We start from the raw sequence: 26,314 nt of genomic DNA on the forward strand, positions 1-26,314 counted from the left end.
TGTGCTCTCCGTTTCGGACGAGGAGAACAATAGCAAAGCCCTAGGGCCATTCTCCAAATCGGCTGGTCAGGGGCCTGAAATTGCCCCTGGCCAGCCGACAGGAACTCCTACTGACCCACCTGAGCGCGTGCCGAGCGCAGCCGGGCCATCGTCTTCTCCCTGCCGAGCAGCTCCATCGACTCGTACAGCGGCGGGCTGATGTGTGAGCCGGTCACCGCGACCCGCACGGGCGCAAAGGCCTTGCGCGGCTTGAGTTCCAGGCCATCGATGAGAGCGGCCTTGAGAGACTCCTCCAGGTCCGCGCTCGCCCAGTTCGGCGTCGCCTCGAGCGCGGCGATCGTGGCGTCGAGCACGGGAGCGGAATCCGCGCCCAGGTTCTTCGCGGCCGCGGCCGGATCGATCGCGAACTCGGACTCGTCCACGAAGAGGAACTTGAGCAGATCCCACGCATCGGCGAGGACGACGATGCGCGTCTGCACGAGTTCGGCCGCGACGGCGAACGAGGCCTCGTCAAGCGCCTCAACGGGATGACCGTGACCGGCCAGGAACGCCCGCAGCCGCGCCGTGAAATCGGCGGGGTCGAGCAACCGGATGTGCTCGGCGTTGATCGCGTCGGCCTTCTTCTGGTCGAAACGCGCCGGATTGGAGTTGACCTTCGAGATGTCGAAGGCCTCGACCATCTCCGTGAGCGAGAACACGTCGCGATCGTCCGCGATGCCCCAGCCGAGCAGGGCCAGGTAGTTGAGCAGGCCCTCGGGAATGAAGCCGCGGTCCCGATGGATGAACAGGTTCGACTCGGGGTCGCGCTTCGAGAGCTTCTTGTTGCCCTGTCCCATCACGAACGGGAGGTGACCGAACTCCGGGGTGAGCTCCGCGACGCCGATCCGCTGCAGCGCCTCGTAGAGGGCCAGCTGGCGCGGCGTCGACGACAGCAGGTCCTCGCCACGCAGCACGTGAGTGATCTTCATCAGCGCGTCATCCACGGGGTTCACCAGGGTGTACAGCGGGATGCCGTTGCCCCGGGTGAGCGCGAAATCGGGCACCGTGCCCGCCTTGAAGGTGGTCTCGCCGCGAACCAGGTCGTTCCAGGTCAGGTCGTGGTCGGGCATCCGCAACCGCACGACGGGCTTACGCCCCTCGTCGAGGTACGCCTGACGCTGCTCGGCGGTCAGATCGCGATCGAAATTGTCGTACCCGAGCTTGGGGTCACGGCCGGCCGCCTTGTGCCGCTCCTCGACCTCCTCGGGGGTGGAGAAGGACTCGTAGGCCTCCCCCGCCGCCAGCAGCTTCGCGACGACCTCGAGGTGCAGGTCTCGTCGCTGCGACTGGCGGTACGGCGCGTACGGGCCGCCGACCTCGGGACCCTCGTCCCAGGTCAGGCCGAGCCAGTTCAGCGCGTCGAGGATCGCCTGGTAGGACTCCTCCGAGTCCCTCGCGGCGTCGGTGTCCTCGACACGGAAGACGAACTTGCCGCCGTGGTGCCGGGCATAGGCCCAGTTGAACAGGGCCGTACGGATCAGCCCGACATGGGGCGTGCCGGTCGGCGAGGGACAGAAACGAACACGCACTTCGCTGGAGGTCATGGCTCACTTGGGTCGGAGGGGGGAATCGGTCCCCTACAGGCTAGTCTTCCCCGCCCCCACCCGGCCCGGCAGTGACCACCGACCGTCGCAACGCCGCCGGACTCAGCCCTTGGCGGCCACCGGGTTGGCGAGGGTACCGATCCCCTCGATGGTGACGCTCACGGTGTCGCCCGCAACGATCGGACCGACCCCCTCGGGGGTGCCGGTCAGGATGACGTCACCGGGGAGCAGCGTCATCACCGCGGAGACCCACTCGATGATCTTCGGAATGTCGTGCAGCAGAAGCGAAGTCCGGCTGCGCTGCTTGACCTCACCATCGACATCCGTCTTGATCTCGAGATCTGAGGCGTCGAGGGTGGTCTCGATCCACGGGCCGAGTGGGCAGAACGTGTCGTGCCCCTTGGCCCTGGTCCACTGACCGTCCTGGCGCTGTTGATCGCGCGCGGACACATCGTTCGCGGCGGTGTATCCGAGCACCACGTCGAGCGCCTTCGCGGCGGGCACGTCCTTGCAGGGACGCCCGATGACGATCGCGAGCTCGCCCTCGTAGTGCACCTCATTCGAGCTGGGCGGCAACATGATCGGCACGCCGGGGCCGATGATCGAGGTGTTCGGCTTGAGGAAGATCACCGGATCCTCGGGCGCCTCGGAGCCCATCTCGGCCGCGTGCGCCGCATAGTTCTTGCCGATGCAGATCACCTTGCTGGCCAGGATCGGCGCGAGCAGCCGGACATCGGCGAGCGGCCAGCTCCTGCCGGTGAATGTCGGGTTGCCGAACGGATGCTCGGCGATCTCCTTCGCGGTCTGCGCGTCACCCTCCCCTTCGATGGAAACAAAGGCGACCCCATCGGGGCTGGCGATTCGACCTAGACGCATGGCGGCAGTCTATCGGCCGCCACCGGACCCCCGCGTCCGCCCGTGGCGCGCGGCCGGGAACGGCGCGATACACTCGATCTCAAATTCCATTGTATAAGATTCTCATTCCACATCTTGGGACGGCTTGCATGAGTGTTCAGGAACAGAACAGACAGGATCCGCAGATCACCGCGCCCAGGCGGTGGTCCATGCTCGGCCTCGGTGTCCTCGCCCAGGCTGCGGGCGGCGTATTCGCCAACGCGCCCGCCTTCCTCATCCCGACCCTGCACGACGCGCAGGGCATGAGCCTGGCCCGCGCCGGGCTGATCGCGGCCGCCCCGACGGTCGGCTTCCTCGTCAGCCTGTTCGCGTGGGGTGTGGTGGTCGACCGGATCGGCGAACGCCGGGTGCTGGCCATCGGACTCGGCGCCGCCGCCCTCGCGACTGCCGCGGCCGCCGCACTGAGCGCGTCCTTCCTGGCACTGGGGGTGTTCCTGTTCCTCGGCGGTGTGGCCGCCTCGAGTGCCAACGCCGCCAGCGGGCGGGTTGTGGTGGGCTGGTTCCCGCCGCACCGGCGCGGATTCGCGATGGGCGTGCGCCAGATGGCACTGCCCCTCGGGGTTGCGGTGGCCGCGCTGACCGTCCCGAACCTGGCCGCCGACCACGGGATCGGCTGGGCGCTGGCCGTGCCCGCGATCATCTGCGCGGTCGCCGCACTGGCCTGCCTGGTGTTCGTGGTCGACCCACCGCGACCCAGCCGCGCGGCCGCGTCGTCGCAGGGCCTGTTGGCCAACCCGTACCGGAACCAGAGCGTGCTGTGGCGAATCCACTCGGTCTCCGCGGTGCTGGTGGTGCCGCAGTACCTGGTGTGGACCTTCGTCCCGGTCTGGCTGATCACCGACCAGCACTGGTCGGCGGCGTCGGCGGGCATCCTCATCACCGCGACCCAGCTGCTGGGCGCGCTTGGCCGGATCGGCGCGGGGATCTGGTCGGACCGGGTCGGCAGCCGGATGGGCCCGCTGCGGACCGTCGCGGTCGCCGCGGCGCTGTCCATGGCGGCGCTGGCGATCACGGACTGGCTCGACTCGCCGATCTCCGTCGCCCTGATGGTGGTGGCCTCGGTGATCACGGTGGCCGACAACGGACTCGCCTTCACCGCGGTTGCGGAGATCGCGGGCCCGTATTGGAGCGGCAGGGCCCTCGGCGCCCAGAACACCGGCCAGTTCCTGGTTGCCGCGTTCGTGCCGCCGGTGTTCGGCGCGGTGATCGGGACTCTCGGCTTTCCTGCCGCCTTCGCGCTCGCCGCCGCGCTACCGCTGGCCGCCGCCCCGCTGGTCCCCGCCGACCCGCCGACATCGACGTGAACCAACCCCGAACGCACTCCGCCCGCGAACCTTTCGGTTCGCGGGCGGAGTGCTACTACGGAGTTTTCGCCGAGCCTAGAGGCTCGCGGCGATGCGGTCGCCGACCTCGGAGGTCTTGATCGGACCGTCACCGCGGGCCGCGAGATCGGCCTCGACGGCCTGCTCGACGCGGGCCGCATCCTCCTCGCGCCCGAGGTGACGCAGCATCAGTGCCACCGACAGGATCGCGGCGGTGGGATCGGCGATGCCCTTACCCGCGATGTCAGGAGCCGAGCCGTGCACGGGCTCGAACATCGACGGGTTGGTGCCCGAGGCGTCGATGTTGCCGGACGCCGAGAGACCGATACCACCGGTGACCGCGCCTGCCAGGTCGGTGATGATGTCGCCGAACAGGTTGTCGGTGACGATCACGTCGAAGCGCGACGGGTCGCTGACCATGTAGATGGTGGCGGCGTCGATGTGGCAGTACGCGGTCTCGACGTCCGGGTACTCGGCACCGACGGTCTCCACCGCACGAGACCAGATCGCGCCCGCGTTGGAGAGCACGTTGGTCTTGTGGATCAGCGTGAGGTGCTTGCGCCGCGTCTGCGCCAGCTCGAAGGCGTAGCGGACGACGCGCTCGGCACCGAACCACGTGTTGATCGACACCTCGGTGGCGATCTCGTGCGGCGTCCCGACGCGGATGGCGCCGCCGTTGCCGGTGTACGGGCCCTCGGTGCCCTCGCGCACCACCACGAAATCGATGTCCGGGTTGGCTGCCAGCGGCGACGTCGCGCCCGGGTACAGCCGCGACGGACGCAGGTTCACATGGTGATCGAGCTGGAACCGCATGTTCAGCAGCAGGCCACGCTCGAGGATGCCGGGGCCGACCAGGCGCGGGTCGCCGATCGCGCCGAGCAGGATCGCGTCGTGCTCGCGAATCTGCGCGAGCTCCGCGTCCGGCAGCAGTTCACCGGTCGCGTTGTAGCGCGTCGCACCGAGGTCGTACTCGGTGGTCTGCAGGTCGGGGACCAACTTGCGCAGCACCTTGAGCGCCTCTGCCGTGACCTCGACCCCGATGCCGTCGCCGGGAATGACTGCAAGCTTCATGTACTTACCCACTTCCTCGCAGAGACGAAATCAGGACAGGTCGACCTGGGCCACGCGGGCGTCGAGCTGGGCGACGACCTCCGCGACCTCGGCATCGCCGACCACGCGGTCCACGCGCAGGATGACGGTGGCGCCCTCGCCCTCCACGTCCTGGCTCAACGCCGCGGCCTGGATGTCGATGCCTGCGTTGCCGAGCACAGTGCCGAGGGTGCCGAGCACGCCCGGACGATCCTGGTAGTGCACGACGATGTTGTGGCCCTCGGCGCGCAGGTCGAAGCTGCGACCGTTGACGTTGACGATCTTCTCGATCTGCTGCAGGCCGGTCAGCGCGCCCGCGACGGCGGTGACGGTGCCGTCGGCCGCGACGGCCCGCACCTCGACCGCGCTGCGGTGCGTGAGCGCCTCGCTGTGCTTGTCGACCTCGACGCTCACGCCACGCTGCTCGGCGAGCGCGGGCGCGTTGACGAAGGTGACCGGCTCGTCGCTGCTGGCCGAGAAGAGTCCGCGCAGCGCGGCAAGGCCGAGGATCTCGACGTTCTCCGCCGACAGCTCACCGCTGACGATGACCTGGATGTTCTGCACGGCCTCCGGGGAGAGGGTGCCCGCGAGCAGACCGAGCTTGCGGACCAGGTCGAGCCACGGCGCGACCTCCTCGCCGACCGGGCCACCGGAGACGTTGACGGCCTCGGGCACGAACTCGCCCGCCAGCGCGAGCAGCACGCTCTTGGCGACGTCGGTGCCCGCGCGGTCCTGGGCCTCCGAGGTGGACGCGCCGAGGTGCGGGGTGACGACGACGTTGTCGAGGTCGAACAGCTTCGAGTCGGTGCACGGCTCGGTGTTGAACACGTCCAGGCCCGCGGCGCGGACCTTGCCGGAGACGAGCGCGTCGTACAGCGCATCCTCGTCGATCAGGCCGCCGCGGGCGGCGTTGACGATGATCAGCCCGTCCTTGGCAGTGGCGAGACGCTCGGCGTTGATCAGGCCGGCGGTCTCCTTGGTCTTCGGCAGGTGCACGGAGATGAAGTCCGAGCGCTTGACCAGCTCGTCGATGTCGACGAGCTCGATGCCGAGCTGCGCGGCGCGGGCCGCGGGCAGGTAGGGGTCGTACGCGATGACGTGGGTCTCGAACGCCGCGAGGCGCTGCGCGAACAGCTGCCCGATCCGGCCGAGGCCGACGACGCCGACCGTCTTGCCGAGGATCTCGGTGCCGTTGAAGCTCGAACGCTTCCAGGTCTTCTCGCGGAGGGTGCGGTCGGCGGCCGGGATCTGGCGCGCGGTGGCCAGCAGCAGGGCGACGGCGTGCTCGGCTGCGGTGTGGATGTTCGAGGTCGGCGCGTTGACGACCATCACGCCGCGCTCGGTGGCGGCCGGGATGTCGACGTTGTCCAGGCCGACGCCTGCACGGCCGACGATCTTCAGCTTGGTGCCCGCGGCGAGGACGTCCGCGTCGACGGTGGTCGCCGAGCGGACCAGGATCGCGTCGGCCTCGGGGACGGCGGCCAGCAGGGCGGGACGGTCGGGACCGTCGACCCAGCGCACTTCCACGCCATCGCCGAGCGCCTCGACCGTGGACGGCGCGAGCTTGTCTGCGATCAGAACAACGGGACGGCCTGGCTGGCTCACGAGTGAACTCCTGTGTTAGGTGTCGGGCGGATCGTCCGCGGCCCGGCGCCGCCTCGGGCGCCCACGTGAGGCCGTGACCGAAGACAGCTTAGTGTGCGGGCCCCCGGGTTTCGGCACCCTGGGTGCGCCGATACCAGATAGTGGACACCTCGTGGGACGGATCACTCAGCCGGAGCGGCCGGCCTCGAACGCCTCCACCGCGGCGTCGAGGGTCGGATAGAACCTGTCGTGGCCGAAACGGTCGCCGACCCCGAACAGGATCAGCCGATCCTTCACCGGTCCCTTCATCTCGGCGAAGACCAGTCGCACCCCGTGGCTGTCCAGGTACTGGTCGAGCTCCACCAGTTCGTCCACCGCCGTGGTGTCGAGCCCGGTCAACGGCTCCGAGGCGATCACCACCCATCGGACCGGATCGGGCGCGTCGGTGACGAGCCCCCGCACGTAGTCATCGAACAGCGCACCGTTCGCGAAGAAGAGCTGTGCGTCGAACCGCGCGATGACCAGGCCCGGGATCCGGTGGCCCTCGGGGTGCCTGGCGAGGTCGTGGTAGCCGTCGAGGTCGGGTACCACCACCAGTTCCGCACGGTACGGCTGCCACGCGTGCACGACGACGGCCACGAAGGACAGGGCGATCGCCACCACGATGCCCTCCAGCACCCCGACCAGCGCGACGCCGAGGAACGCGGCGATCGCCAGGGACGCCTCCACCTTGCTCATCCGCCACATCGCCACCATCCCGCGGACGTCCACCAGCGAGGTCGCCGCCACGATCACCACCGACGCCAGCACCGCCGACGGCAGGTAACCGGTGACGCCGGGCGCGACGAGGATGAACAGCACGATGGCCAGCGCACCGACCACCCCGACGAGCTGGGTCTTGGCACCGTTCTGTTCGGCGACCGGGGTGCGCGAGGAGCTCGCGGACATCGGGAATCCGCCGAGCAGCCCGCTGGCCACGTTGGCGGTCCCGATCGCGCGCATCTCGATGCTGCCGTTGACACTCTCGCCGCGCCGCGCCGCGAAGGTGCGCGAGAGCACCCCGGTGTCGGCGAACGCGATCAGCGCGATGCCCGCGGCCGGGACGATCAGGTCGGCGACGTCGGACCAGGCCAGCCCACCGAGCGCGGGTGCAGGCAGGCCCTGCGGCAGCGCGCCGACCATCGGGAGGTCGTCCTGCAGACCCAGGACGTAGGCCAGGATGATCGCGCCAACCACCGCGACCAGCACACCGGGGATGCGGCTGTGCAGCAGCTTGAAGGCCAGGATGACCGCGATGCCCCCGATGCCGAACGCGGCGGCGGTCGGGTCGATCTCGCCGTCGGCGATCGCGACAACGGTGTTGCGGGCCTCGTCGATGAGGTTGACGCCGTCGACGGAGAAGCCGAGCAGCTTCGGTATCTGGCTGACGACCACGACAAGGGCGATGCCGTTGAGGTAGCCGAGCCGAATCGGTTTGGACAGCAGGTCCGTGACGAAGCCCAGGTTCAGCAGGCCACCGGCGACCAGGATCAGGCCCATCAGGATCGCGAGCAGTCCGGCGAGGGCGACGGCCCGGTCAGGATCTCCTGCGGCGAGCGGCAGTACGGCCGCGCCGATGATCGGGGCGAGCGAGGAATCGGGGCCGAGCACCAGGATCTTCGAGGGCCCGACCAGTGCGTAGACGAGCAGCGGCACGATGGTGGCGTATAGGCCGGTCTCCGGGGGCAGGCCTGCCGCCTCGGCGTACCCCATGCCCGCGGGGATCAGCAGCGCGGTGAGCGCGACCCCGGCGGTGAGGTCGGGGCGCAACCAGGACCGCTCGTATCGGCGGGCGACCTCGACACCAGGAAGCCATGACCCAAGGGACGATTGTCGTGCCATCCATCACCTACCCCGGACAACGCAAGGGCCCGATGCCCTCCGTGACAGTCTGCACTGTCACGGGGTGACATCGGGCCCCGAAATGCGCTTCGCGCCCCGTGAGTCTTTTCGGCCCCCTACGGGACCAAAAGGACTCACGGGTGGCGCAGCCGCCTAAGCGGTTTCGGTGATCGGGCGATCGACCCAGCTCATCAGGTCGCGCAGCTTCTTGCCGGTGACCTCGATCGGGTGCTCGGCGTTGGCCTTGCGCAGGCCCTCGAGCTCGGTGTTGCCGTTCTCGACGTTGGCGACCAGCCGACGGGTGAACTCGCCGGACTGGATGTCGGCCAGGATCGCCTTCATGCGGTCCTTGGTGCCTGCGTCGATGACGCGCGGGCCGGAGAGGTAGCCACCGAACTCGGCGGTGTCGGACACCGAGTAGTTCATGCGCGCGATGCCGCCCTCGTACATGAGGTCGACGATCAGCTTGAGCTCGTGCAGAACCTCGAAGTACGCCATCTCGGGCGCGTAGCCGGCCTCGACCATGACCTCGAAGCCCGTCTTGACGAGCTCCTCGGTGCCGCCGCAGAGCACGGCCTGCTCGCCGAAGAGGTCCGTCTCGGTCTCTTCCTTGAAGGTGGTCTTGATGACGCCGGCGCGGGTGCCACCGATCGCCTTGGCGTAGGACAGCGCCAGGGCCTGGCCCTCGCCCTTCGGGTCCTGGTCGACGGCGATGAGGGCGGGAACGCCCTTGCCGTCGACGAACTGACGGCGCACCAGGTGGCCGGGGCCCTTCGGGGCGACCATGCCGACGGTGACGAACTCCGGGGCCTTGATCAGGTCGAAGTGGATGTTCAGGCCGTGCCCGAAGAACAGCGCGTCGCCGTCCTTGAGGTTCGGCTCGATGTCGTTGGTGAAGATCGACGCCTGCGCGGTGTCGGGTGCCAGCACCATGATCACGTCTGCCCACTCGGCGACCTCGGCGGGCGTGCCGACGGTCAGGCCCTGCTCCTCGGCCTTGGCCCGAGACTTCGAACCCTCCTTCAGGCCGATGCGCACATCGACGCCCGAATCACGCAGGCTGAGCGAATGCGCGTGTCCCTGGCTGCCGTAGCCGATCACAGCGACCTTGCGGCCCTGGATGATCGACAGGTCGGCGTCATCGTCGTAGAACATCTCGACTGCCACTGGTATTACCTCTCCTCGGTTATCTGAAGACTTGATTCGTGAATAGAAAGTACTAGCGGGCCGCGGTGATGGACTTCGGCCCACGGCCGACAGCCACGACACCGGACTGCACGATCTCCCGGATCCCGTAGGGATCGAGCATCCGCAGCAGCGCGTCGAGCTTCGACCGGGTGCCGGTCGCCTCGATGGTCACCGACTCGGGCGAGACGTCGATCACCTTGGCGCGGAACAGGTTCACCGTCTCGAGGACCTGCGTCCGAACGCTGGCGTCGGCCCGCACCTTGATCAGCACGAGCTCGCGGGCCACCGAGGCCTCGGTGTCCTGCTCGACGATCTTGAGCACGTTGATCAGCTTGTTGAGCTGCTTGGTCACCTGCTCGAGCGGGAACTCGTCGACGGTCACGACGATGGTCATGCGGGAAACGTCGGGGAGTTCGGTCCCCCCGACCGCGAGGGACTCGATGTTGAAGCCCCTGCGCGAGAACAGCGCGGCCACCCTGGCCAACACTCCCGGCTTGTCCTCGACGAGAACGCTGAGGGTGTGGCTGGTGCTCACTGGTTGTCCTCCCTTGCGGCGGCAGCGGCCTGGCCGGACTGCTGCTCGCGCTCCATGGCCTCGTGGATGACGGCGGGCTCGTTGACGGCCTCGTCGTCGTCGAACAACGGCCGGATGCCCCGCGCCGCCTGGATCTCGTCGTTGCTGGTGCCCGCGGCCACCATCGGCCACACCTGGGCGTCGGCGCCGACGATGAAGTCGATCACCACCGGCTTGTCGTTGATGGACTGCGCCTCGCGGATCGCAGCCTCGACGTCCTCCTCGCGCTCGACGCGGATGCCGTGGCAGCCCAACGCCTCGGCGAGCTTGACGAAGTCCGGGATCCGGATCGCGCCGTGGGTGCCGAGGTTGGTGTTGGAGTAGCGCTGGTCGTAGAACAGCGTCTGCCACTGCCGCACCATGCCGAGGTTGCCGTTGTTGACCAGCGCGACCTTGATCGGCACGCCCTCGACCGCGCAGGTCGCGAGCTCCTGGTTGGTCATCTGGAAGCAGCCGTCACCGTCGATGGCCCAGACTTCCTTGTCCGGCATGCCCATCTTGGCGCCCATCGCGGCTGGCACCGCGTAACCCATGGTGCCGAGGCCGCCGGAGTTGAGCCAGGTGCGCGGCTTCTCGTACTTGACGAACTGCGCCGCCCACATCTGGTGCTGGCCGACGCCCGCGCAGTAGATCGCGTCCGGGCCCGCGAGCCTGCCGACCGCCTCGATCACGTACTCAGGGGACAGCGCGCCGTCCGACGGCTTGCCGTAGGCCAGCGGGTAGGTGTCGCGCAGACCGTCCAGGTACGACCACCACTCGACGTAGTCGAGGGTGGTCCCGGTGGCCTGATCCGCCTTGATCGCCTCGATCAGCTCGGTGATCACCTCGCCGCAGTCACCGACGATCGGGACGTCCGCGTACCGGTTCTTACCGATCTCGGCCGGGTCGATGTCGGCGTGGATGACCTTGGCGTCGGGTGCGAACGAGTCGAGCTGACCGGTCACCCGGTCGTCGAAACGCGCGCCGAGGGTGATCAGCAGGTCGCTCTTCTGCAGCGCGCCGACCGCCGCGACGGTGCCGTGCATACCCGGCATGCCGCAGTGCAGCTGGTGGCTGTCGGGGAACGCGCCGCGGGCCATCAGCGTCGTCACGACGGGGATGCCGGTCAGTTCCGCGAGCTCGAGCAGCTCGGCGGACGCGTCGGCCTTGATGACACCGCCACCGACGTAGAGCACCGGCGCCTTCGACTCGGCGATCAGCCGGGCCGCCTCGCGGACCTGCTTACCGTGCGGCTTGCTCACCGGGCGGTAGCCGGGCAGGTGCATCTCCGGCGGCCACGAGAACGTGGTCTGCGCCTGCAGCACGTCCTTCGGGATGTCGACGAGGACGGCACCGGGACGACCGGAGGCCGCCAGGTAGAAGGCCTCCGCCATGATCCGCGGGATGTCAGCGCCGTCGGTGATCAGGAAGTTGTGCTTGGTCACCGGCATGGTGATGCCGGAGATGTCGGCCTCCTGGAAGGCGTCGGTGCCGATCAGGCTGCGACCGACCTGGCCGGTGATCGCGACGATCGGGACCGAGTCCATCTGCGCGTCGGCGATCGGGGTCACCAGGTTGGTGGCGCCGGGGCCGGAGGTCGCCATGCAGACGCCGACCTTGCCGGTGGCCTGGGCGTATCCGGTCGCGGCGTGTCCGGCTCCCTGCTCGTGCCGGACGAGGACGTGCCGAACCTTCTTCGAGTCGAAGAGCGGGTCGTAGACGGGCAGAACGGCGCCGCCGGGGATGCCGAATACAGTGTCGACCTCGAGCTCCTCGAGGGCCCGAACCACGGACTGGGCGCCGGTCACTCGCTCGGGGGCGACTTGACGGCGGGTACCGGGTTGGGCGGCCGGCGCTGCCGCGGGGCTGGGCTGACCCGTTCCCCCCGACTTGCGCGGCGTGGGCTGCGGCCGTGCGGTTGGTGCGCTCACTGCATAATCCTCTGGTCTTGACGGTTCAAGCTGGCTCCGGGCAAGAAAAAACCCCCGTCAGCAATCTTGCTGTACGAGGGTGGCGCGTCGTGCTTGTGAGTTGACGAAATCGACTCAGGCGGCGACGCGCCGGCCGATTACGAGCAACTCATTCTGCTTCACGCGCTCGAAGGTAGGCGCGTCAAGGGTGAACAGTCAACTTGGTGAGTCGGCTGTCCCAGAATGTGAGAAGCGCTGACCGCAATGCAAGGATGGTGCGGTGTCATCCTCATCGCAGCCCGTGCCACCGAACTCATCCTCGCACACCGCCGAACCGATCGAGCAGTCCATACACATCTCGAAGCTCGGACTCCTCGCGGTTGGCCTGCTGGCGATCTGCCTGAGCCCGGTCGTGCTCACCAAGCCGGTCCCCCTTCTGCTCCTGCTGCTGATCCCGGTCGCGGTCGCCTGGTGGATGCTGCGGGTACGGACCACGGTCACCGCCGAGGGACTGCGCCTGCGCCGGATGTTCTCCACCGAGAACATCGAGTGGCGCCAGATCAAGGGCTTCCGCTTCCCCAAGCGCGGATGGGCGCGCGCCGACCTGACCGACGGCCGCGAGGTGAGCCTGCCCGTGGTCACCTTCGGCCGGCTCCCCCAGATCGCGGCGGCCAGCGGCGGCCGGGTGACCGACCCCTACGCGGCCGCGGATCGCGCGGCCCGCGAGAAGGCCGCTGCCGAGAGGGCCGCCGCAGAGAATGACGAGACCGAGTCCGGCACGGAGTCGGATCCGGGAACGAAATAGCCCGCGAGTAGCGTTGCTACGGACACTCGACGCCAGGGCGCCGACGGCAGCAACCCCATGCCGAGGACCCGCCCACCGGCCCAGCCCGCCGGAGCCGCTCGAGTCACGGCAACGTTCGCAGTTCGACGATTAAGGACAGTCCTATGCCCCCGTTGAGGTCCCGCACCACCACCGTCGGACGCAATGCCGCCGGAGCCCGCGCCCTGTGGCGCGCCACCGGAATGACGGACTCCGATTTCGGCAAGCCGATCGTCGCGATCGCGAACTCGTACACCCAGTTCGTCCCCGGGCACGTGCACCTCAAGGACGTCGGCGAGATCGTGGCCGAGGCCGTGCGCGCCGCGGGCGGCGTGCCCCGCGAGTTCCACACCATCGCGGTGGACGACGGCATCGCGATGGGCCACGGCGGCATGCTCTACTCGCTGCCCAGCCGCGAGATCATCGCCGACTCGGTCGAGTACATGGCGAACGCACACACCGCCGACGCCCTCGTCTGCATCTCCAACTGCGACAAGATCACCCCCGGCATGCTCAATGCCGCGATGCGCCTGAACATCCCGACCGTCTTCGTCTCGGGCGGTCCGATGGAGGCAGGCAAGGCCGTCGTCGTCGGCGGCGTCGCGCAGGCCCCCACCGACCTGATCACCGCCATCTCGGCATCCGCGAACGACGCGGTGTCCGAGGAAGGCCTCGACGAGGTCGAGCGCAGCGCCTGCCCGACGTGTGGCTCCTGCTCCGGCATGTTCACGGCGAACTCGATGAACTGCCTCACCGAGGCACTCGGCCTTGCGCTGCCCGGCAACGGCTCCACCCTGGCCACCCACGAGGCCCGCCGCGCGCTGTTCTCCCGCGCGGGCACCACGGTCGTCGAGGCCGCGCTCAAGTACTACCGCGACGAGGACGAGTCGGTGCTCCCCCGGAACATCGCCACCCCCAAGGCGTTCCGCAACGCGATGGCCCTCGACGTCGCGATGGGCGGCTCGACCAACACGGTCCTGCACACCCTCGCCGCCGCCCAGGAGGGCGAGGTCGACTTCGACCTCGACACCATCGACGAGATCAGCCGCCTGGTGCCGTGCCTGTCGAAGGTCTCACCCAACTCCGATTACCACATGGAGGACGTGCACCGGGCAGGCGGAATCCCCGCACTGCTCGGCGAGCTGCGTCGCGCGAACCTGCTCGAGACCGATGTCTCCACAGTCCACACCAAGAGCTTCGACCAGTGGCTCGACGACTGGGACATCCGCTCCGGCAAGGCAACCGACGAGGCGATCGAGCTCTTCCACGCCGCACCGGGCGGGGTCCGCACCACCGAGCCGTTCTCCACGTCCAACCGCTGGAGCGCGCTGGACACCGACGCCGCAGGCGGGTGCATCCGGGACAAGGAGCACGCGTACACCGTCGAGGGCGGACTCGTGGTGCTGCGCGGCAACATCGCGCTGGACGGCGCCATCCTCAAGACCGCGGGCATCGACGAGGAGCTGTTCTCCTTCCAGGGTCCGGCGCTCGTCGTCGAATCGCAAGAGGAGGCCGTCTCGGTGATCCTGCAGAAGAAGATCAAGTCCGGCGACGTCCTCGTGGTCCGCTACGAGGGCCCCAAGGGCGGACCGGGCATGCAGGAAATGCTGCACCCCACCGCATTCCTCAAGGGTGCGGGCCTCGGCAAGGAGTGCGCGCTCATCACCGACGGCCGCTTCTCCGGCGGCACCTCCGGCCTGTCCATCGGGCACATCTCCCCTGAGGCCGCGGCGGGCGGCGTGATCGGCCTGGTGGAGAACGGCGACCAGGTCCGTATCGACGTCGCGACCCGGACCCTCGAGATCCTCGTCGACGACGCCGTGCTCGCCGAGCGCCGCGCCAAGATGGAGGCGTCCGAGCGTCCGTGGCAGCCGGTCGACCGCCAGCGCACCGTCACCACCGCGCTGCGTGCCTACGCGGCGCTGGCGACCTCCGCGGACAAGGGTGCCGTTCGCTACGTGCCGTAGTCCTGACCGTTCACAGACAGCGCCCCTGCGGTGCCGGGAATGCCCGGAACCGCAGGGGCGCTGTCGTATCGGCGGGATGCTCCCGCTCTTGCCCCGGCTCAGGCCGCGCGGACCTCCGCGATCCGCCGCTCGGCCAGCTCGATCGCGGCGGTGGAGGTGTCCACCCCGGTCACCCGGGCCCGGTCGAGGATCTCCATCACCACGTCCGCAATCCGGTCCACCTTGCCGACGAAGTCCGTCAGCCCGTTCACCTCGGCGTCGCAGGAGATCAGGCCGCCCGCGTTCGACACGAAATCCGGGACGTGCACGATGCCGCGGGCGGTCAGCGCGTCACCCGCGGCCTGCGAGGCGAGCATGTTGTTGGCCGCTCCGACCAGCGCCACCGCCTTGAGCCGGTCGACTGCACGCTCGTCGATCACCAGACCCGGACCCGCGGGGCAGACCACATCGACGTCGGTCTGCAGGATCTCGTCCAGCGAACTCGCCTGCGCACCAAAACCTTCCACCGCGAGCCGCACCCGCTCCGGATCGGGGTCGGCCACCAGCACCGTGGCCCCGGCCGCGGAGAGGAGCTCGACGATCCCGAGGCCGACGTTGCCGGCACCCTGCACGGCTACCCGCAGCCCGTCGACGCCGTCGCGCCCCAGATGGTCGGCGACCGCCGAGATCGAGGCGACCACTCCCCTGGCCGTGTACGGCGAGGGATCGCGGCCGTCGCTGGAGACCCGGGGGGCGTGCTCCGCGATCACCTTCAGGTCCGCGGGTCCGGTGCCCATGTCGGCGCCGGGGATGTAGCGGCCACCGAGCAGCCCAATGTGCCTGCCGTGCGCCTCCAGGAGCGAACGCGTCTTCTGGCTGCGGGGATCGGCGTTGATCACACTCTTCCCGCCGCCGAGCGCCAGGCCGGCGAGCGCCGCCTTGTAGGTCATCGCGCGTGCGAGGCGCATCGCGTCCGCCGCGGCCGCATCGTCGGATTCGTACTGGCGGATCCGGACTCCCCCGAGCGCGGGCCCGAGGGTGGTGTCGTGCACGGCGATGATGCTGGCGAGCCCGTTCTCCACGCGCTGGATCGACAGCTGCTCGAAGTCCTGCTCGGCCAGGGAATTGATGGCGCTCACTACTGCTCCTGAGGTCAGCCCACGACAGATGACACCCTTGTGGGGCTGATCCGTTGCGGGACAGAGAGTTACGGCACTTGTGGCCGCGACGGGCGGAGTACCTGCCCGGCATGAACTGTAAGGCGCGTCACACGGATGTCAAGCCGTTGCCTGTTCCGCGCACGGCGACCCCGGGGTCGCGATCACGGGCCAAGGCAGCAGAATTGGCGAATCGGCCTAAACCAGGTGTGCACATCGCGCAGTTCGCCCGAGCGATTCGGCGCGCAGCTGAGCAGGATGCGCCATCGAGCGATCGGGTGTTGCGCATCGGGTTCACAGGTGGTTCTCTCTTCACGCCGATGAGACACAGATCACATCCGGTCAAGCACAGCCCCCACCCGGCGACCCACAAGGTCATCGGGAGTCAACCAAGGAGCCCATCCATGCCCGGAGTCGGTATTTGGCGCACCAAGTCCGTCGAACAGTCGATATCAGATACCGATGAACCCGGTACCCGCCTACGCAAAGAGCTGACCGCCTGGGACCTGACCGTCTTCGGCGTCGCCGTGGTCATCGGGGCGGGCATCTTCACCCTCACCGCGAGGACGGCAGGCAACGTCGCAGGGCCGTCCATCTCGCTCGCCTTCGTCCTCGCCGCCATCGCGTGCGGGCTCGCGGCCCTCTGTTATGCCGAGTTCGCCTCCACCGTCCCGGTCGCAGGCAGCGCGTACACCTTCTCCTATGCGACGTTCGGCGAGTTCGTCGCCTGGATCATCGGATGGGACCTCATCCTCGAGTTCGCGCTCGCGTCGGCAGTTGTCGCCAAGGGATGGTCGCTGTATCTGGGGAACGTGCTCGGAGCCAGCGGTTCGACCACCGCGCATCTCGGCCCGATCGACTTCGACTGGGGCGCCCTGCTGATCATCGGCGCGATCACCACCGTGCTCGCCATCGGTACCAAGGTGTCCTCGCGGGTGTCGGCCATCATCACCGCCATCAAGATCGCCGTGGTCCTGCTCGTCATCGTGGTCGGCGCGTTCTACATCAACAAGGACAACTACTCCCCGTACATCCCGCCGGCCGAGGGCGCGGCCAGCACGGCCAGCGGCATCCACCAGACCCTGTTCTCGTTCCTCACCGGCGCCGACGGCAGCAGCTACGGCTGGTACGGCCTGCTCGCCGCGGCCAGCCTCGTGTTCTTCGCGTTCATCGGGTTCGACGTCGTTGCCACCACCGCCGAGGAGACCAAGAACCCGCAGAAGGCGCTCCCCCGCGGCATTCTCGGTTCGCTCGCCATCGTCACCGTCCTGTACGTCGCGGTGACCCTGGTCCTGACCGGCATGGTCAAGTACACCGACCTGAAGACCGGCAGCCCGCTCGTCGGCGACAGCAGCGCCACCCTCGCGACCGCATTCGAGGCGCACGGGATCACCTGGGCTCAGTGGGTGATCAACTTCGGTGGCCTCGCCGGACTGACGACCGTCGTCATGGTCATGATGCTCGGCCAGACCCGGGTGTTGTTCGCGATGTCGCGGGACGGGCTGATGCCGCGCGGTCTCGCCAAGACCGGCACCAAGGGCACCCCCGTTCGGATCACCGTCGTGGTCGGCGTGATCGTGGCGCTGCTCGCCGCCTTCTTCCCGATGGGGACCCTCGAGGAGATGGTCAACATCGGCACCCTGTTCGCCTTCGTCCTGGTCTGCATCGGGGTCGTGGTGCTGCGCAAGACGCGACCCGACCTGCCGCGCGGATTCCGGGTCCCGCTGGTTCCCCTCGTGCCGATCCTCGCGGTGCTGGCCTGCGGGTGGCTGATGCTGAACCTGTCCGTGGAGACCTGGATCCGGTTCCTGGTCTGGATGGCGATCGGCGTGGTGATCTACTTCGCCTACGGCAAGCGCAAGTCGGTGCTCGGCCAGCGGCTCGCCGCCCAGTCCACACCGCCCCCGGAGGAGCAGCTGGAGACGGTCACCGCCTGACCGCCCCGATCGCGAACCCCCTGATCACTCAGATCAGGGGGTTCGCCCCGTTGAAGAAGATCCAGAGGCAGACGCCTGCCGCGACGCCGAGGATCAGCGCGACGAAGGAACCGATGTGCGGCCTGGTCGCCCACTTCCGGCCACCGTCCAGCGAGAACCGGCCGGGGCCGGTCAACACCACCGCGACGGCCGCGGCGACCAGCATCGTCTCGTGCTCGACGCCGGACGGTGCGAAGAACTGCAGTCCCGGCTCGGCCACCTGGCGAACGCACCACGCGTTGATCAGCACCGCGAGCACCGCGGCGCCGGCCAGCGGCGTCACAAGACCGATGATCAGGAGGGCGCCTGCCGCGACCTCACCGACCGCGGTGAGGATCGAGAGCAGTCGGGCCTGCTCGAAGCCGGCATCGAGGAGCGTCGTCTCGAAGCCGTCGAGTCCGGGGCCGTTCCACCAGCCGAACAGTTTCTGCAGCCCGTGGAACAGCGCGACCGTCCCGAGCCCGACCCGGAGGACGAGCAGGCCGAGGTCGAGCGTGCCTCGCCCGGACGGCGTCTCCGGCGCGATCGTCTCCGGCATCGCCTGCTGGACGGGCGAGGTGAATGCCGACACAACGGCAGGCTCGGACGGATCGGCGAACCGCAGTTCCTCGGTGGGATACACCTCGTCCGTGGGATACACCTCATCGACCGAACTGCCCCGGTAGGTCGGGATCTGCTCGGTGGGCATCAGCCCGAGGTCGTCGTCCGATACGGGCAGCGCGCCGCCGGCGGAGGTGGGAAGTTGCTCGGTCGGCAGGTCGAACGGACTGGAGGCGGTGCCATCGGCGCCGTCGCGGTCCGGGTTCCCTTGCTGCTTCGCTGTCACGATGGACAGCGTAAGGGCGAGCGGCAGATACGCGCTCCGGCGCGCCGCACCGGGCCGCCGTGGCGCCGCCCGCACCGGATTCCGTACCGTTTGCAGTCATGGGAGCAAGTCGGGTCAGGGTGTTGGCGGCCGTGTCGATCGTCGTCGCGGTGGCGGGCTGTGCCCGGTTCGACGACTCGGCAACGAGCCCGTTCACCCCCGCGCCGACGTTCGACGCCGGCGGCGAGCTCCGGCCCCGACCGCCCGGCACACCCCCGACCAGCCCCCGCGAGCCCCTCCCGACCGTCGAACCGGCGCCCTGCATCGACCCCGACCCCGCCGTCGTTGCGACCTGCCTCGACACCACCGGCGGCATGGTCATGCTGCCCGGCGGCGATTCGGCGCTGGTCACCGAGCGCCGCACCGGCCGCATCCTCCGCGTCACCCCCGGCAAGCCCACCGAGGAGTTCGCCCGACTCGACGTCGACGGCTCCACCGACGGTGGCCTGCTCGATGTCGCGCTGTCGCCGACCTTCGTCGAAGACAACCTGGTGTACGCCTATGTCTCCACCCCCGGCGACAACCGGGTGGTGCGGGTCGCACCGGGCGATGTGCCCAAGGACGTCCTGACCGGTATCCCGCGCGGATCCGTCGGCAACACCGGAGCCCTGACCTTCGCAGGCCCCAATGAACTACTGGTACTCACCGGCGACGCCGGAAACCCCTCCGCCGCAACCGATCCCGGCTCACTGGCCGGAAAGCTGCTCCGCGTGACCGCGCTGACGCCCGGGCCCCCCGGGTCACAGCCCTTCCCCCAGGTCGCGCTGTCGGGCATCGGCGGCGCGGGCGATGTCTGCGTGGACCCGACCGACCAGAACATCTGGGTGACCGACCGAACCCCGCTCGAGGACCGACTGCAGAAGGTCGCGCCGAACGGCGCGGCAGGCGTCCCGGTCTGGACCTGGCCGGACCGGCCCGGCGTCGCAGGCTGCACGGCGGGCGGCGGGTCGGTCGCCATCGCGCTGACCGAGGGCCGGGCACTCGCGCTGCTCGACACCGATCCGCAGACCGGCGCCGTGACCGCGGCGCCGTCGCTGATCGCCCAGGACCGGTACGGCCGGCTGGGCGCGGCCGCGCTCGGGGCCGAGAACACGATCTGGGTCTCGACCGTCAACAAGGCCGACGGCCATCCCGGCGGCCCGACCGATGACCGGGTGGTCAAGATCCCCGCACCGCAGGGCGGCGGCGGCTTCGACTGACCGTCGAGTGTGCAGCTGCCGGGGCATCGGCCGAGAACACCCGCCGGCAGGTGCACACTCGGCGCTAGCCGGTGGCGGGGGCCGGGACCTTCTTCGGCGCCTTCGGCGCGAGCAGCGAAGCGGACAGCGGCAACACCAGCACGGTGATCGCGCCCGCGGCGACCAGGATCGAGGCGTTCGACTCGGTCATCTGTCCGGCGTTCACCGCGACCCCCGTCACCGCGACGATCAGCGGCAGACCGGTCGCGGCGTACAGCGCAACCTGCCCCCGCTCCCGCACGGTCGGCTGCGGATCCTTGAGCTCCGGACCCCGGTCGAAGCGTTCGGCGAAGAACACAGGCAGCCCGCGCACCAACAGGATCAGCACCAGGAACGCGAGCAGGATGCCCGGCGCAGCGGCCACGGCCTTGACGTCGATCGCCATGCCCGAGGTGACGAAGAAGATCGGGATGAGCAGCCCGAAGGCCAGCCCGTCCAACTTCGCCTCCAGCTTCTCGTCGCCCGACGGCATCGCGCGGCGCAGGATGAAGCCCGCGGCGAAGGCGCCAAGGATGATGTCGAGGTCGAAGATCGTCGCGACCGCGATCAGCGTGACCAACAGCAGGATCGTCAGCCGCACGGTCGTCTGGGCGGTGGTCTCGGAGCCCAGCCGGATGATCGAGGCCAGCTTCGAGCCCTCGCGGCGCAGGCCCGCGGGGATGAACGCGACCCCGACCGCAGCCGCCGCGAACGCCGCCAGCACGACCAGCGACGCGCCCGCACTCCGCGAGCTCAGCAGGATCGCCATCGCGATCACCGGGCCGAGCTCACCGAAGGCGCCGTGGTTGAGAACGGTTCGGCCCAAGCGGGTTCCGAGCATGCCGCTGTCCTTGAGGATCGGCAACAGCGTGCCCAGCGCCGTGGAGGTCAGGGCGATGGCCACCGCGATCTCCGCATTGATCGCGCCGGTGAGGCCGAGCAACCCGACCACCACGAAGGCCAGCACCAGGCAGGACAGCCAGGTGATCAGCGCCCGACGCCCGCCCCGACCGGTCAGCTCACTGGTGTTGATCTCGTAGCCGGCGAGCAGGAAAAGCATGCCGAGGCCGAGCTCGCGGAGCAGGTCGATCTCGCTGCCCATGACCGCGAGGTCGAGCACGTGCGGCCCGACGATGACGCCCGCGATCAGCAGCAGCACGACCTCCGGCACCAGCTTGCGTGGCACCAGCCCGGCGACCAGCGGAGCGATGACGGCGCAGAGCGCTATCCAGAAGAACGAAGCGGAAACTGAGGGCACCCGCCTGATTCTGCTAGACGGGGACCACCATCGACGACAGGACCCTCACGCCGTGTGTCGGCTCAGGAGCAGGCCGCGATGACCAGGTCCTTGACCTGAGCCGGGTCTGCCTGGCCCCGGGTCGCCTTCATGACGTCGCCGACGATCTTGCCTGCCGCCGCAACCTTGCCCGCGCGGATCTTCTCGGCGATGTCCGGGTTCGCGGCGAGCGCGGCGTCGACCGCGGCCTGCAGCGCCGAGTCGTCGCGCATCACGGCGAGTTCCCGCTTCGCCACGACCTCGTCCGGCTCGCCCTCGCCTGCCAGCACACCGTCGACGGCCTGCCGCGCCTGCTTGTTCGCCAGTGTGCCGTCGGCGACGAGCGCGATGATCCGCGCGAGCTGGGCCGGGGTGATCGGCAGCTCGGCCAGCGCCACGCCACGGGTGTTCGCCTGCTGCGAGAGGTACGCCACCCACCACGAGCGGGCCGCGTCCGCGGGCGCGCCTGCCTCGGTGGTCGCGATGACCAGTTCCAGCGCACCGGAGTTCACCAGGTCGCGCATCTCCTCGTCGGAGACGCCCCAGTCGGCCTGGATGCGGGCGCGGCGGATCCACGGCAGCTCGGGCAGCGTGCCGCGCAGCTCCTCGACCCACTCTGCTCTCGGGGCGACGGGCTCGAGGTCCGGCTCCGGGAAGTACCGGTAGTCCTCCGCGGTCTCCTTGCGGCGCCCGGCGGAGGTGGTGCCGTCGGCCTCCTGGAAGTGCCGGGTCTCCTGGATGACCTCACCGCCCGAGCTGAGCACGGCGGCCTGGCGGCGCATCTCGTAGCGGACGGCCACCTCGACGCTCTTGAGGGAGTTGACGTTCTTGGTCTCGGTGCGGGTGCCGAACTCCTTGGCGCCGATCGCCATCAGCGAGATGTTGGCGTCGCACCGCATCGACCCCTGGTCCATCCGGACGTCGGAGACGTCGAGCGACTTGAGCAGATCACGCAGCGCGGTGACGTACGCGCGGGCGACCTCGGGGGCGCGCTCGCCCGCACCGGAGATGGTCTTGGTGACGATCTCCACCAGCGGGACGCCTGCGCGGTTGTAGTCGAGCAGCGAGTGGCTGGCGCCGTGGATCCGGCCGGTGGCGCCGCCGACGTGCAGCGACTTACCGGTGTCCTCCTCCATGTGCGCGCGCTCGATCTCGACCCGCCAGGTGGTGCCGTCGTCGAGCACCACGTCGAGGTAGCCCTCGGTGGCGATCGGCTCGTCGTACTGCGAGATCTGGTAGTTCTTCGGCTGATCCGGGTAGAAGTAGTTCTTCCTGGCGAAGCGGCCCCACGGGGTGATCGAGCAGTTCAGCGCCAGACCGATGCGGATGGCGGACTCGACAGCCGACTGGTTGACCACCGGCAGCGAGCCCGGAAGGCCCAGACAGACCGGGCACACCTGGGTGTTGGGCTCGGCACCGAAGGTCGTGGGGCACGGGCAGAACATCTTCGTCGCGGTGTGCAGCTCGACGTGCACCTCCATGCCCATGACGGGCTCGAAGCGGGCGAGCACCTCGTCGTAATCGAGAAGGTCAGTACTTGTCGCCACCCGGCCGGCTGCAGTCATGGTCACGAGTTTATGCGCCCCGCTTCGGCAGCAGCAGGTCGGCCAGGTTGTCGATCTGCTCGTGCGCATCCGGCCAGGCATCGCGGGCCGCATCCGCGTGCGGATAACGGGTTTGCGCGAGCCTCAGCGCCACCATGCCGTGCGTCGCGCTCCACAGGTGCATCCCGAGCAGCACCGTCTCCTTCGCGTCCGCAGGCAGGTCCAGGTATCGCCCCACCTCCTCGGTGATGAGCCGGATGGCGCGGTGCGCGTGCGAGTCGGCCATCCTCTCGCCGGCCTGATGACGCAGGTTGGAGACGAACAGCACCCGGTAGTGACCGGGATTGGCCAGCCCATAGCCGACGTAGGCGTGCCCCATCGCCCGCAGCCGAGCGCCCGGGTCCTCCCCCGCCTCCTCGGCGGCCGCCTGCAGCACGGCGGCGAACTCCTCGAACCGGAGCTGCTTCACCGCCAGGTGGAGCTCCTCGCGATCGGCGAAGTGCAGATAGATGGAGGTCGGTGTGACGCCGACGCGCCTGGCGACGCCGCGCAGCGACACCGCGTCGACGTCGCCGGTCTCACCGAGCATCTCCGCGGCTGCCGCGAGGATGTCCGTTCGCAGCGACTCGCCCGCGCCCCGCCTGGACGGCGTGCGCTGGGTCTTCTTCCTCGTCGAAATCACGCGAGCCACCTTAGTCGCGGGGGTCAGCCGACCCGGGCCGGGCGTTCCGCATTGACACCCGTAGGGCTACGACTGTTAATTTACACCCGTAGCGCTACCCGATCCGGCACGGCGCGTCCGCAGAGGAGGACCGATGGCCGGTACCGGCTCGCTCACCGACATTTCCGACCGGCTGTCTCGAGCGACCTGCAAGCAGTCGCCAGCGGAGGCCACCGCGGAGTCGACCGCCGCCCATCCGACCGCCACGCTGATCACGGTCTGCATCGGGATGTTCATGCTGATGCTGGACATGACGATCGTCGCGGCCGCGCTGGCCAACATCCAGTCCTCCCTCGACGCCTCCCTCAGCGGACTGCAGTGGGTGGTCGACGCCTACACGCTGCCGGTCGCGGCGCTGCTGCTGACCGCGGCCACCCTCGGCGACCGACTCGGCCGACGCCGCCTCTACATCGCGGGCATGTCGATCTTCACGCTCACCTCGCTCGGCTGCGCGCTCGCGGGCGACATCGTGACACTCAACGTGGTGCGGGCGGTCCAGGGCGTCGGCGCGGCGCTGCTGTTCGGCGTCTCCCTGCCCCTCGTTGCCGTCGCCTTCCCCGATCCGATGAAGCGGGCAAGGGCGATCGGCATCTACGGCGCGGTGATGGCATCGGCGACCGCCGCCGGTCCCCTGGTCGGCGGGGCCCTCGTCACGGCGATCGGCTGGGAGTGGATCTTCCTGATCAACGTTCCCATCGGCATCGCCGCGGTGGCGTTGGCGTACCGGTACGTCACCGAATCCCGTGCGGACAGTGCGGCGCCCGCGGACTGGGCGGGTACAGGGCTGCTCACCCTCGCGCTCCTGTCCGGGGTGCTGGCGCTGATCGAGGGCAACGAGTGGGGCTGGTCGTCCACGCGGGTGATCGCCCTCGGCGCCACCTCGATCGCCGGACTGCTCGCCTTCATCGCCTGGGAGCTACGTGCCGCACACCCGATGCTGGACCTTCGCCTGGTCGTCCGGCCCGCCTTCGCGGCAAACGCGCTCGCGGCCTTCGCCGGAGCCGGAACACTCGTCGCCGCAACGAATTTCCTGGCGCTGTACTTCATCAACACACTCGGCCACGACCCGTTCCAGGCGGGTCTGCGGGCCCTGCCGCTCACCCTGTCCGCGCTCGTCGTCGCCCCGCCGATCGCCGTGCTGCACGACCGCCTGCCCGCGAGGTGGTCGCTGCCGGTCTCGATGGGGGTCGTCGCGGCTGGCCTGTGGCTGTGCACCGGTGCGGACGCGTCCACCACGTGGACGCACTACATCGCCGGGTCGATCCTCGGCGGCGCCGGACTCGGCGCGGTCACCGTGATCGCCTCGCAGTCCGCGCTGACCTTCGTCGAGGTGGACCGGGCAGGCATGGCCACGGGCGCGGTCAACACCGCCCGCCAGGTCGGCATCGTGGTCGGGGTGGCCGGCCTCGGCGCGGTCTTCTCGCACGCGGTCGCCGCCGAGGCGGGTGCCGGGCTCGCCTCGCTGACCGTCGGGACGATGACCGTCTCCGTCCCGGACGAGCAGGCCGACATGATCACCGAGGCACTCGGTTCCGGTGCCGGACAACGGGTCATCGAGTTCGTCCCCGATCAGTTCGCGGCCGCGGTGCCCGCGCTGTCCGAACTGGCACGCGGGGCGACCGCGCAGGGACTGGACGCCGTCATGGCGACGAGTTCGGCGATCGCGGCCGTGGCCACCCTCGCGGTCTTCGTGCTGCTGCGGATCGGGCGGCGCTGACCCGGGTTCACCCGAAGATCACCCGCATCTCCTGATACCGGTGCGCGGGTACCGACTTGTGGTCGACGAGCGCCTCGTCGAAACCCACCCGCACGATCTCCGTTCCGTGCAGCGCCACCATGTGGCCCCACTCCTCGTCCGCCACCAGATCGGTGACCGCCATGCCGAGCCTGGTCGCGAGGACACGGTCGAACGCGGTCGGAACGCCGCCCCGCTGGATATGGCCCAACACCGTCGCCCTGGTCTCGATTCCGGTGCGCTCCTGGATGATCGGCGCCAGCAGCTCGGCGATCCCACCGAGCCGCGGGCGGTCGAAACCGTCCATGCCCTTCGTCGAATGGGCCGCCGTCATGTCCGGCAGGGTGAAGCCCTCCGCGACGACAACCATCGGCGACCGGCCGCGTTCGCGGACGCTGTTCACCCACGAGCAGATCTGCTCGACACTCTCGGGCTGTTCGGGGATCAGGATCGCGTGCGCGCCGCCGGCCGTCCCCGAGTGCAGGGCAATCCATCCGGCGTTGCGCCCCATCACCTCGAGGACCATGCACCGCTTGTGCGAGTTGCCCGTCGTCCGCAGCCGGTCGATCGCCTCGGTCGCGATCTCTACCGCCGTGTCGAATCCGAAGGTGTAGTCGGTCTGGTCGAGGTCGTTGTCGATGGTCTTCGGGACCCCGACGATCCGAATGCCCTCGTCGAACAGGCGCTGCGACGCGGCGGCGGTGCCCTCGCCACCGATGGCCACCACCGCATCGACCCCGAGCCGCTCCATGGTGCGGGCGATGTTCTCCGCCCCACCGTTCGGTCCCTGATACGGACCGATGCGGCTGGTCCCGAGAATGGTCCCGCCCTCGTGCGAGAGTCCGCGGACGCGGCTGCGGTCCAGGGGCATCGCGTCGCCCTCGACCAGACCGCGCCACCCGTCGAGGAATCCGACGAACTCCTGACCGTGCACCTCGGAGCCCTTGAGCACCGCACCCCGGATCACCGCGTTGAGGCCGGGGCAGTCGCCGCCGCTGGTGAGAATGCCGATCGTCGTCATCGTCAATC

At 69.2% G+C, this 26,314-nt stretch carries 20 protein-coding genes; 6 read left to right on the forward strand and 14 right to left on the reverse strand.

Translation table 11 applies throughout. The features are described from left to right. Positions 1-107: 107 nt before the first annotated feature. Positions 108-1,583 (reverse strand): glutamate--tRNA ligase, encoded by a 1,476-nt coding sequence (gltX, locus tag C8K38_RS22175; protein ID WP_097213566.1) that lies wholly within the window; start codon positions 1,581-1,583, stop codon positions 108-110. A 102-nt stretch (positions 1,584-1,685) separates the two neighbouring features. Next, positions 1,686-2,459 carry a fumarylacetoacetate hydrolase family protein gene (locus C8K38_RS22180; RefSeq protein WP_097213567.1) on the reverse strand — a complete coding sequence of 258 codons (774 nt, stop codon included), beginning with the start codon at positions 2,457-2,459 and terminating at the stop codon, positions 1,686-1,688. A gap of 128 nt (positions 2,460-2,587) precedes the next feature. Between C8K38_RS22180 and C8K38_RS22185 the strand changes: the two genes are divergently transcribed. Continuing rightward, entirely contained in the window at positions 2,588-3,802 is a 1,215-nt protein-coding gene (locus C8K38_RS22185; protein WP_181320864.1) for an MFS transporter, read from the forward strand. Positions 3,803-3,877: 75 nt separating this feature from the next. On the opposite strand, the gene C8K38_RS22190 is transcribed toward C8K38_RS22185, so the two are convergent. The 6 genes from C8K38_RS22190 to C8K38_RS22215 all read right to left on the reverse strand — a co-directional run bounded on the left by C8K38_RS22190 (position 3,878) and on the right by C8K38_RS22215 (position 12,046). Further along, the gene (locus C8K38_RS22190; protein ID WP_077041169.1) at positions 3,878-4,891 is read right to left on the reverse strand and encodes a 3-isopropylmalate dehydrogenase; all 1,014 of its coding nucleotides are present in this window, start codon (positions 4,889-4,891) and stop codon (positions 3,878-3,880) included. A 30-nt stretch (positions 4,892-4,921) separates the two neighbouring features. Continuing rightward, positions 4,922-6,514, reverse strand: a complete 1,593-nt coding sequence (gene serA, locus C8K38_RS22195) for a phosphoglycerate dehydrogenase (RefSeq protein ID WP_097213568.1) — start codon at positions 6,512-6,514, stop codon at positions 4,922-4,924. Positions 6,515-6,679: 165 nt separating this feature from the next. Next, positions 6,680-8,374 (reverse strand): SulP family inorganic anion transporter, encoded by a 1,695-nt coding sequence (locus C8K38_RS22200; protein ID WP_097213569.1) that lies wholly within the window; start codon positions 8,372-8,374, stop codon positions 6,680-6,682. A 153-nt stretch (positions 8,375-8,527) separates the two neighbouring features. Beyond that, positions 8,528-9,529 (reverse strand): ketol-acid reductoisomerase, encoded by a 1,002-nt coding sequence (gene ilvC, locus C8K38_RS22205; protein ID WP_179800683.1) that lies wholly within the window; start codon positions 9,527-9,529, stop codon positions 8,528-8,530. 64 nt (positions 9,530-9,593) lie between these two features. Beyond that, the gene (gene ilvN / locus C8K38_RS22210; protein WP_027499209.1) at positions 9,594-10,097 is read right to left on the reverse strand and encodes an acetolactate synthase small subunit; all 504 of its coding nucleotides are present in this window, start codon (positions 10,095-10,097) and stop codon (positions 9,594-9,596) included. Further along, complete coding sequence (locus C8K38_RS22215; protein ID WP_097213570.1) at positions 10,094-12,046, reverse strand: acetolactate synthase large subunit; 1,953 nt, start codon at positions 12,044-12,046, stop codon at positions 10,094-10,096. The genes ilvN and C8K38_RS22215 overlap by 4 nt, the downstream gene beginning before the upstream one ends. Positions 12,047-12,305: 259 nt before the next feature. Here C8K38_RS22215 and C8K38_RS22220 point away from each other — a divergent pair, with 259 nt between their 5' ends. Together C8K38_RS22220 and ilvD are read left to right on the forward strand one after the other, a co-directional pair. Further along, positions 12,306-12,830, forward strand: coding sequence for a PH domain-containing protein (locus C8K38_RS22220; protein ID WP_257017719.1), 525 nt, complete (start codon positions 12,306-12,308; stop codon positions 12,828-12,830). A 143-nt stretch (positions 12,831-12,973) separates the two neighbouring features. Next, a complete protein-coding gene (gene ilvD / locus C8K38_RS22225) occupies positions 12,974-14,815 on the forward strand; it encodes a dihydroxy-acid dehydratase (protein ID WP_097213571.1) in 1,842 nt (613 codons plus the stop codon). Between the two features lie 98 nt (positions 14,816-14,913). Here the strand turns inward: ilvD and C8K38_RS22230 are convergent, their stop codons facing one another. After that, the gene (locus C8K38_RS22230; RefSeq protein WP_257017720.1) at positions 14,914-15,933 is read right to left on the reverse strand and encodes a Glu/Leu/Phe/Val dehydrogenase family protein; all 1,020 of its coding nucleotides are present in this window, start codon (positions 15,931-15,933) and stop codon (positions 14,914-14,916) included. Positions 15,934-16,355: 422 nt separating this feature from the next. On the opposite strand from C8K38_RS22230, the gene C8K38_RS22235 reads away from it, so the two are divergent. After that, positions 16,356-17,888 carry an amino acid permease gene (locus tag C8K38_RS22235; protein ID WP_097213573.1) on the forward strand — a complete coding sequence of 511 codons (1,533 nt, stop codon included), beginning with the start codon at positions 16,356-16,358 and terminating at the stop codon, positions 17,886-17,888. Between the two features lie 28 nt (positions 17,889-17,916). Here the strand turns inward: C8K38_RS22235 and C8K38_RS22240 are convergent, their stop codons facing one another. After that, a complete protein-coding gene (locus C8K38_RS22240) occupies positions 17,917-18,753 on the reverse strand; it encodes a DoxX family protein (RefSeq protein WP_257017721.1) in 837 nt (278 codons plus the stop codon). A 98-nt stretch (positions 18,754-18,851) separates the two neighbouring features. On the opposite strand from C8K38_RS22240, the gene C8K38_RS22245 reads away from it, so the two are divergent. Next, positions 18,852-19,991, forward strand: a complete 1,140-nt coding sequence (locus C8K38_RS22245; protein WP_097213574.1) for a PQQ-dependent sugar dehydrogenase — start codon at positions 18,852-18,854, stop codon at positions 19,989-19,991. A gap of 64 nt (positions 19,992-20,055) precedes the next feature. Here C8K38_RS22245 and C8K38_RS22250 read toward each other — a convergent pair whose 3' ends face one another. From C8K38_RS22250 to C8K38_RS22260, 3 genes are all read right to left on the reverse strand, one after another. Next, positions 20,056-21,267, reverse strand: coding sequence for a cation:proton antiporter (locus tag C8K38_RS22250; RefSeq protein WP_097213575.1), 1,212 nt, complete (start codon positions 21,265-21,267; stop codon positions 20,056-20,058). A 62-nt stretch (positions 21,268-21,329) separates the two neighbouring features. Beyond that, positions 21,330-22,850 (reverse strand): Asp-tRNA(Asn)/Glu-tRNA(Gln) amidotransferase subunit GatB, encoded by a 1,521-nt coding sequence (gene gatB, locus C8K38_RS22255; protein ID WP_097213661.1) that lies wholly within the window; start codon positions 22,848-22,850, stop codon positions 21,330-21,332. Positions 22,851-22,860: 10 nt separating this feature from the next. Beyond that, the gene (locus C8K38_RS22260; protein ID WP_097213576.1) at positions 22,861-23,511 is read right to left on the reverse strand and encodes a TetR/AcrR family transcriptional regulator; all 651 of its coding nucleotides are present in this window, start codon (positions 23,509-23,511) and stop codon (positions 22,861-22,863) included. Between the two features lie 133 nt (positions 23,512-23,644). Here C8K38_RS22260 and C8K38_RS22265 point away from each other — a divergent pair, with 133 nt between their 5' ends. After that, on the forward strand, positions 23,645-25,267 hold the full coding sequence (locus C8K38_RS22265) for an MFS transporter (protein ID WP_108168846.1): 1,623 nt from the start codon (positions 23,645-23,647) through the stop codon (positions 25,265-25,267). Between the two features lie 7 nt (positions 25,268-25,274). Here C8K38_RS22265 and C8K38_RS22270 read toward each other — a convergent pair whose 3' ends face one another. After that, complete coding sequence (locus tag C8K38_RS22270; protein ID WP_097213577.1) at positions 25,275-26,306, reverse strand: 6-phosphofructokinase; 1,032 nt, start codon at positions 26,304-26,306, stop codon at positions 25,275-25,277. Positions 26,307-26,314 lie beyond the last annotated feature (8 nt).

The sequence above is a fragment of the Rhodococcus sp. OK611 genome (genome assembly GCF_003050885.1).
Classification (GTDB): domain Bacteria; phylum Actinomycetota; class Actinomycetes; order Mycobacteriales; family Mycobacteriaceae; genus Rhodococcus_G; species Rhodococcus_G oryzae.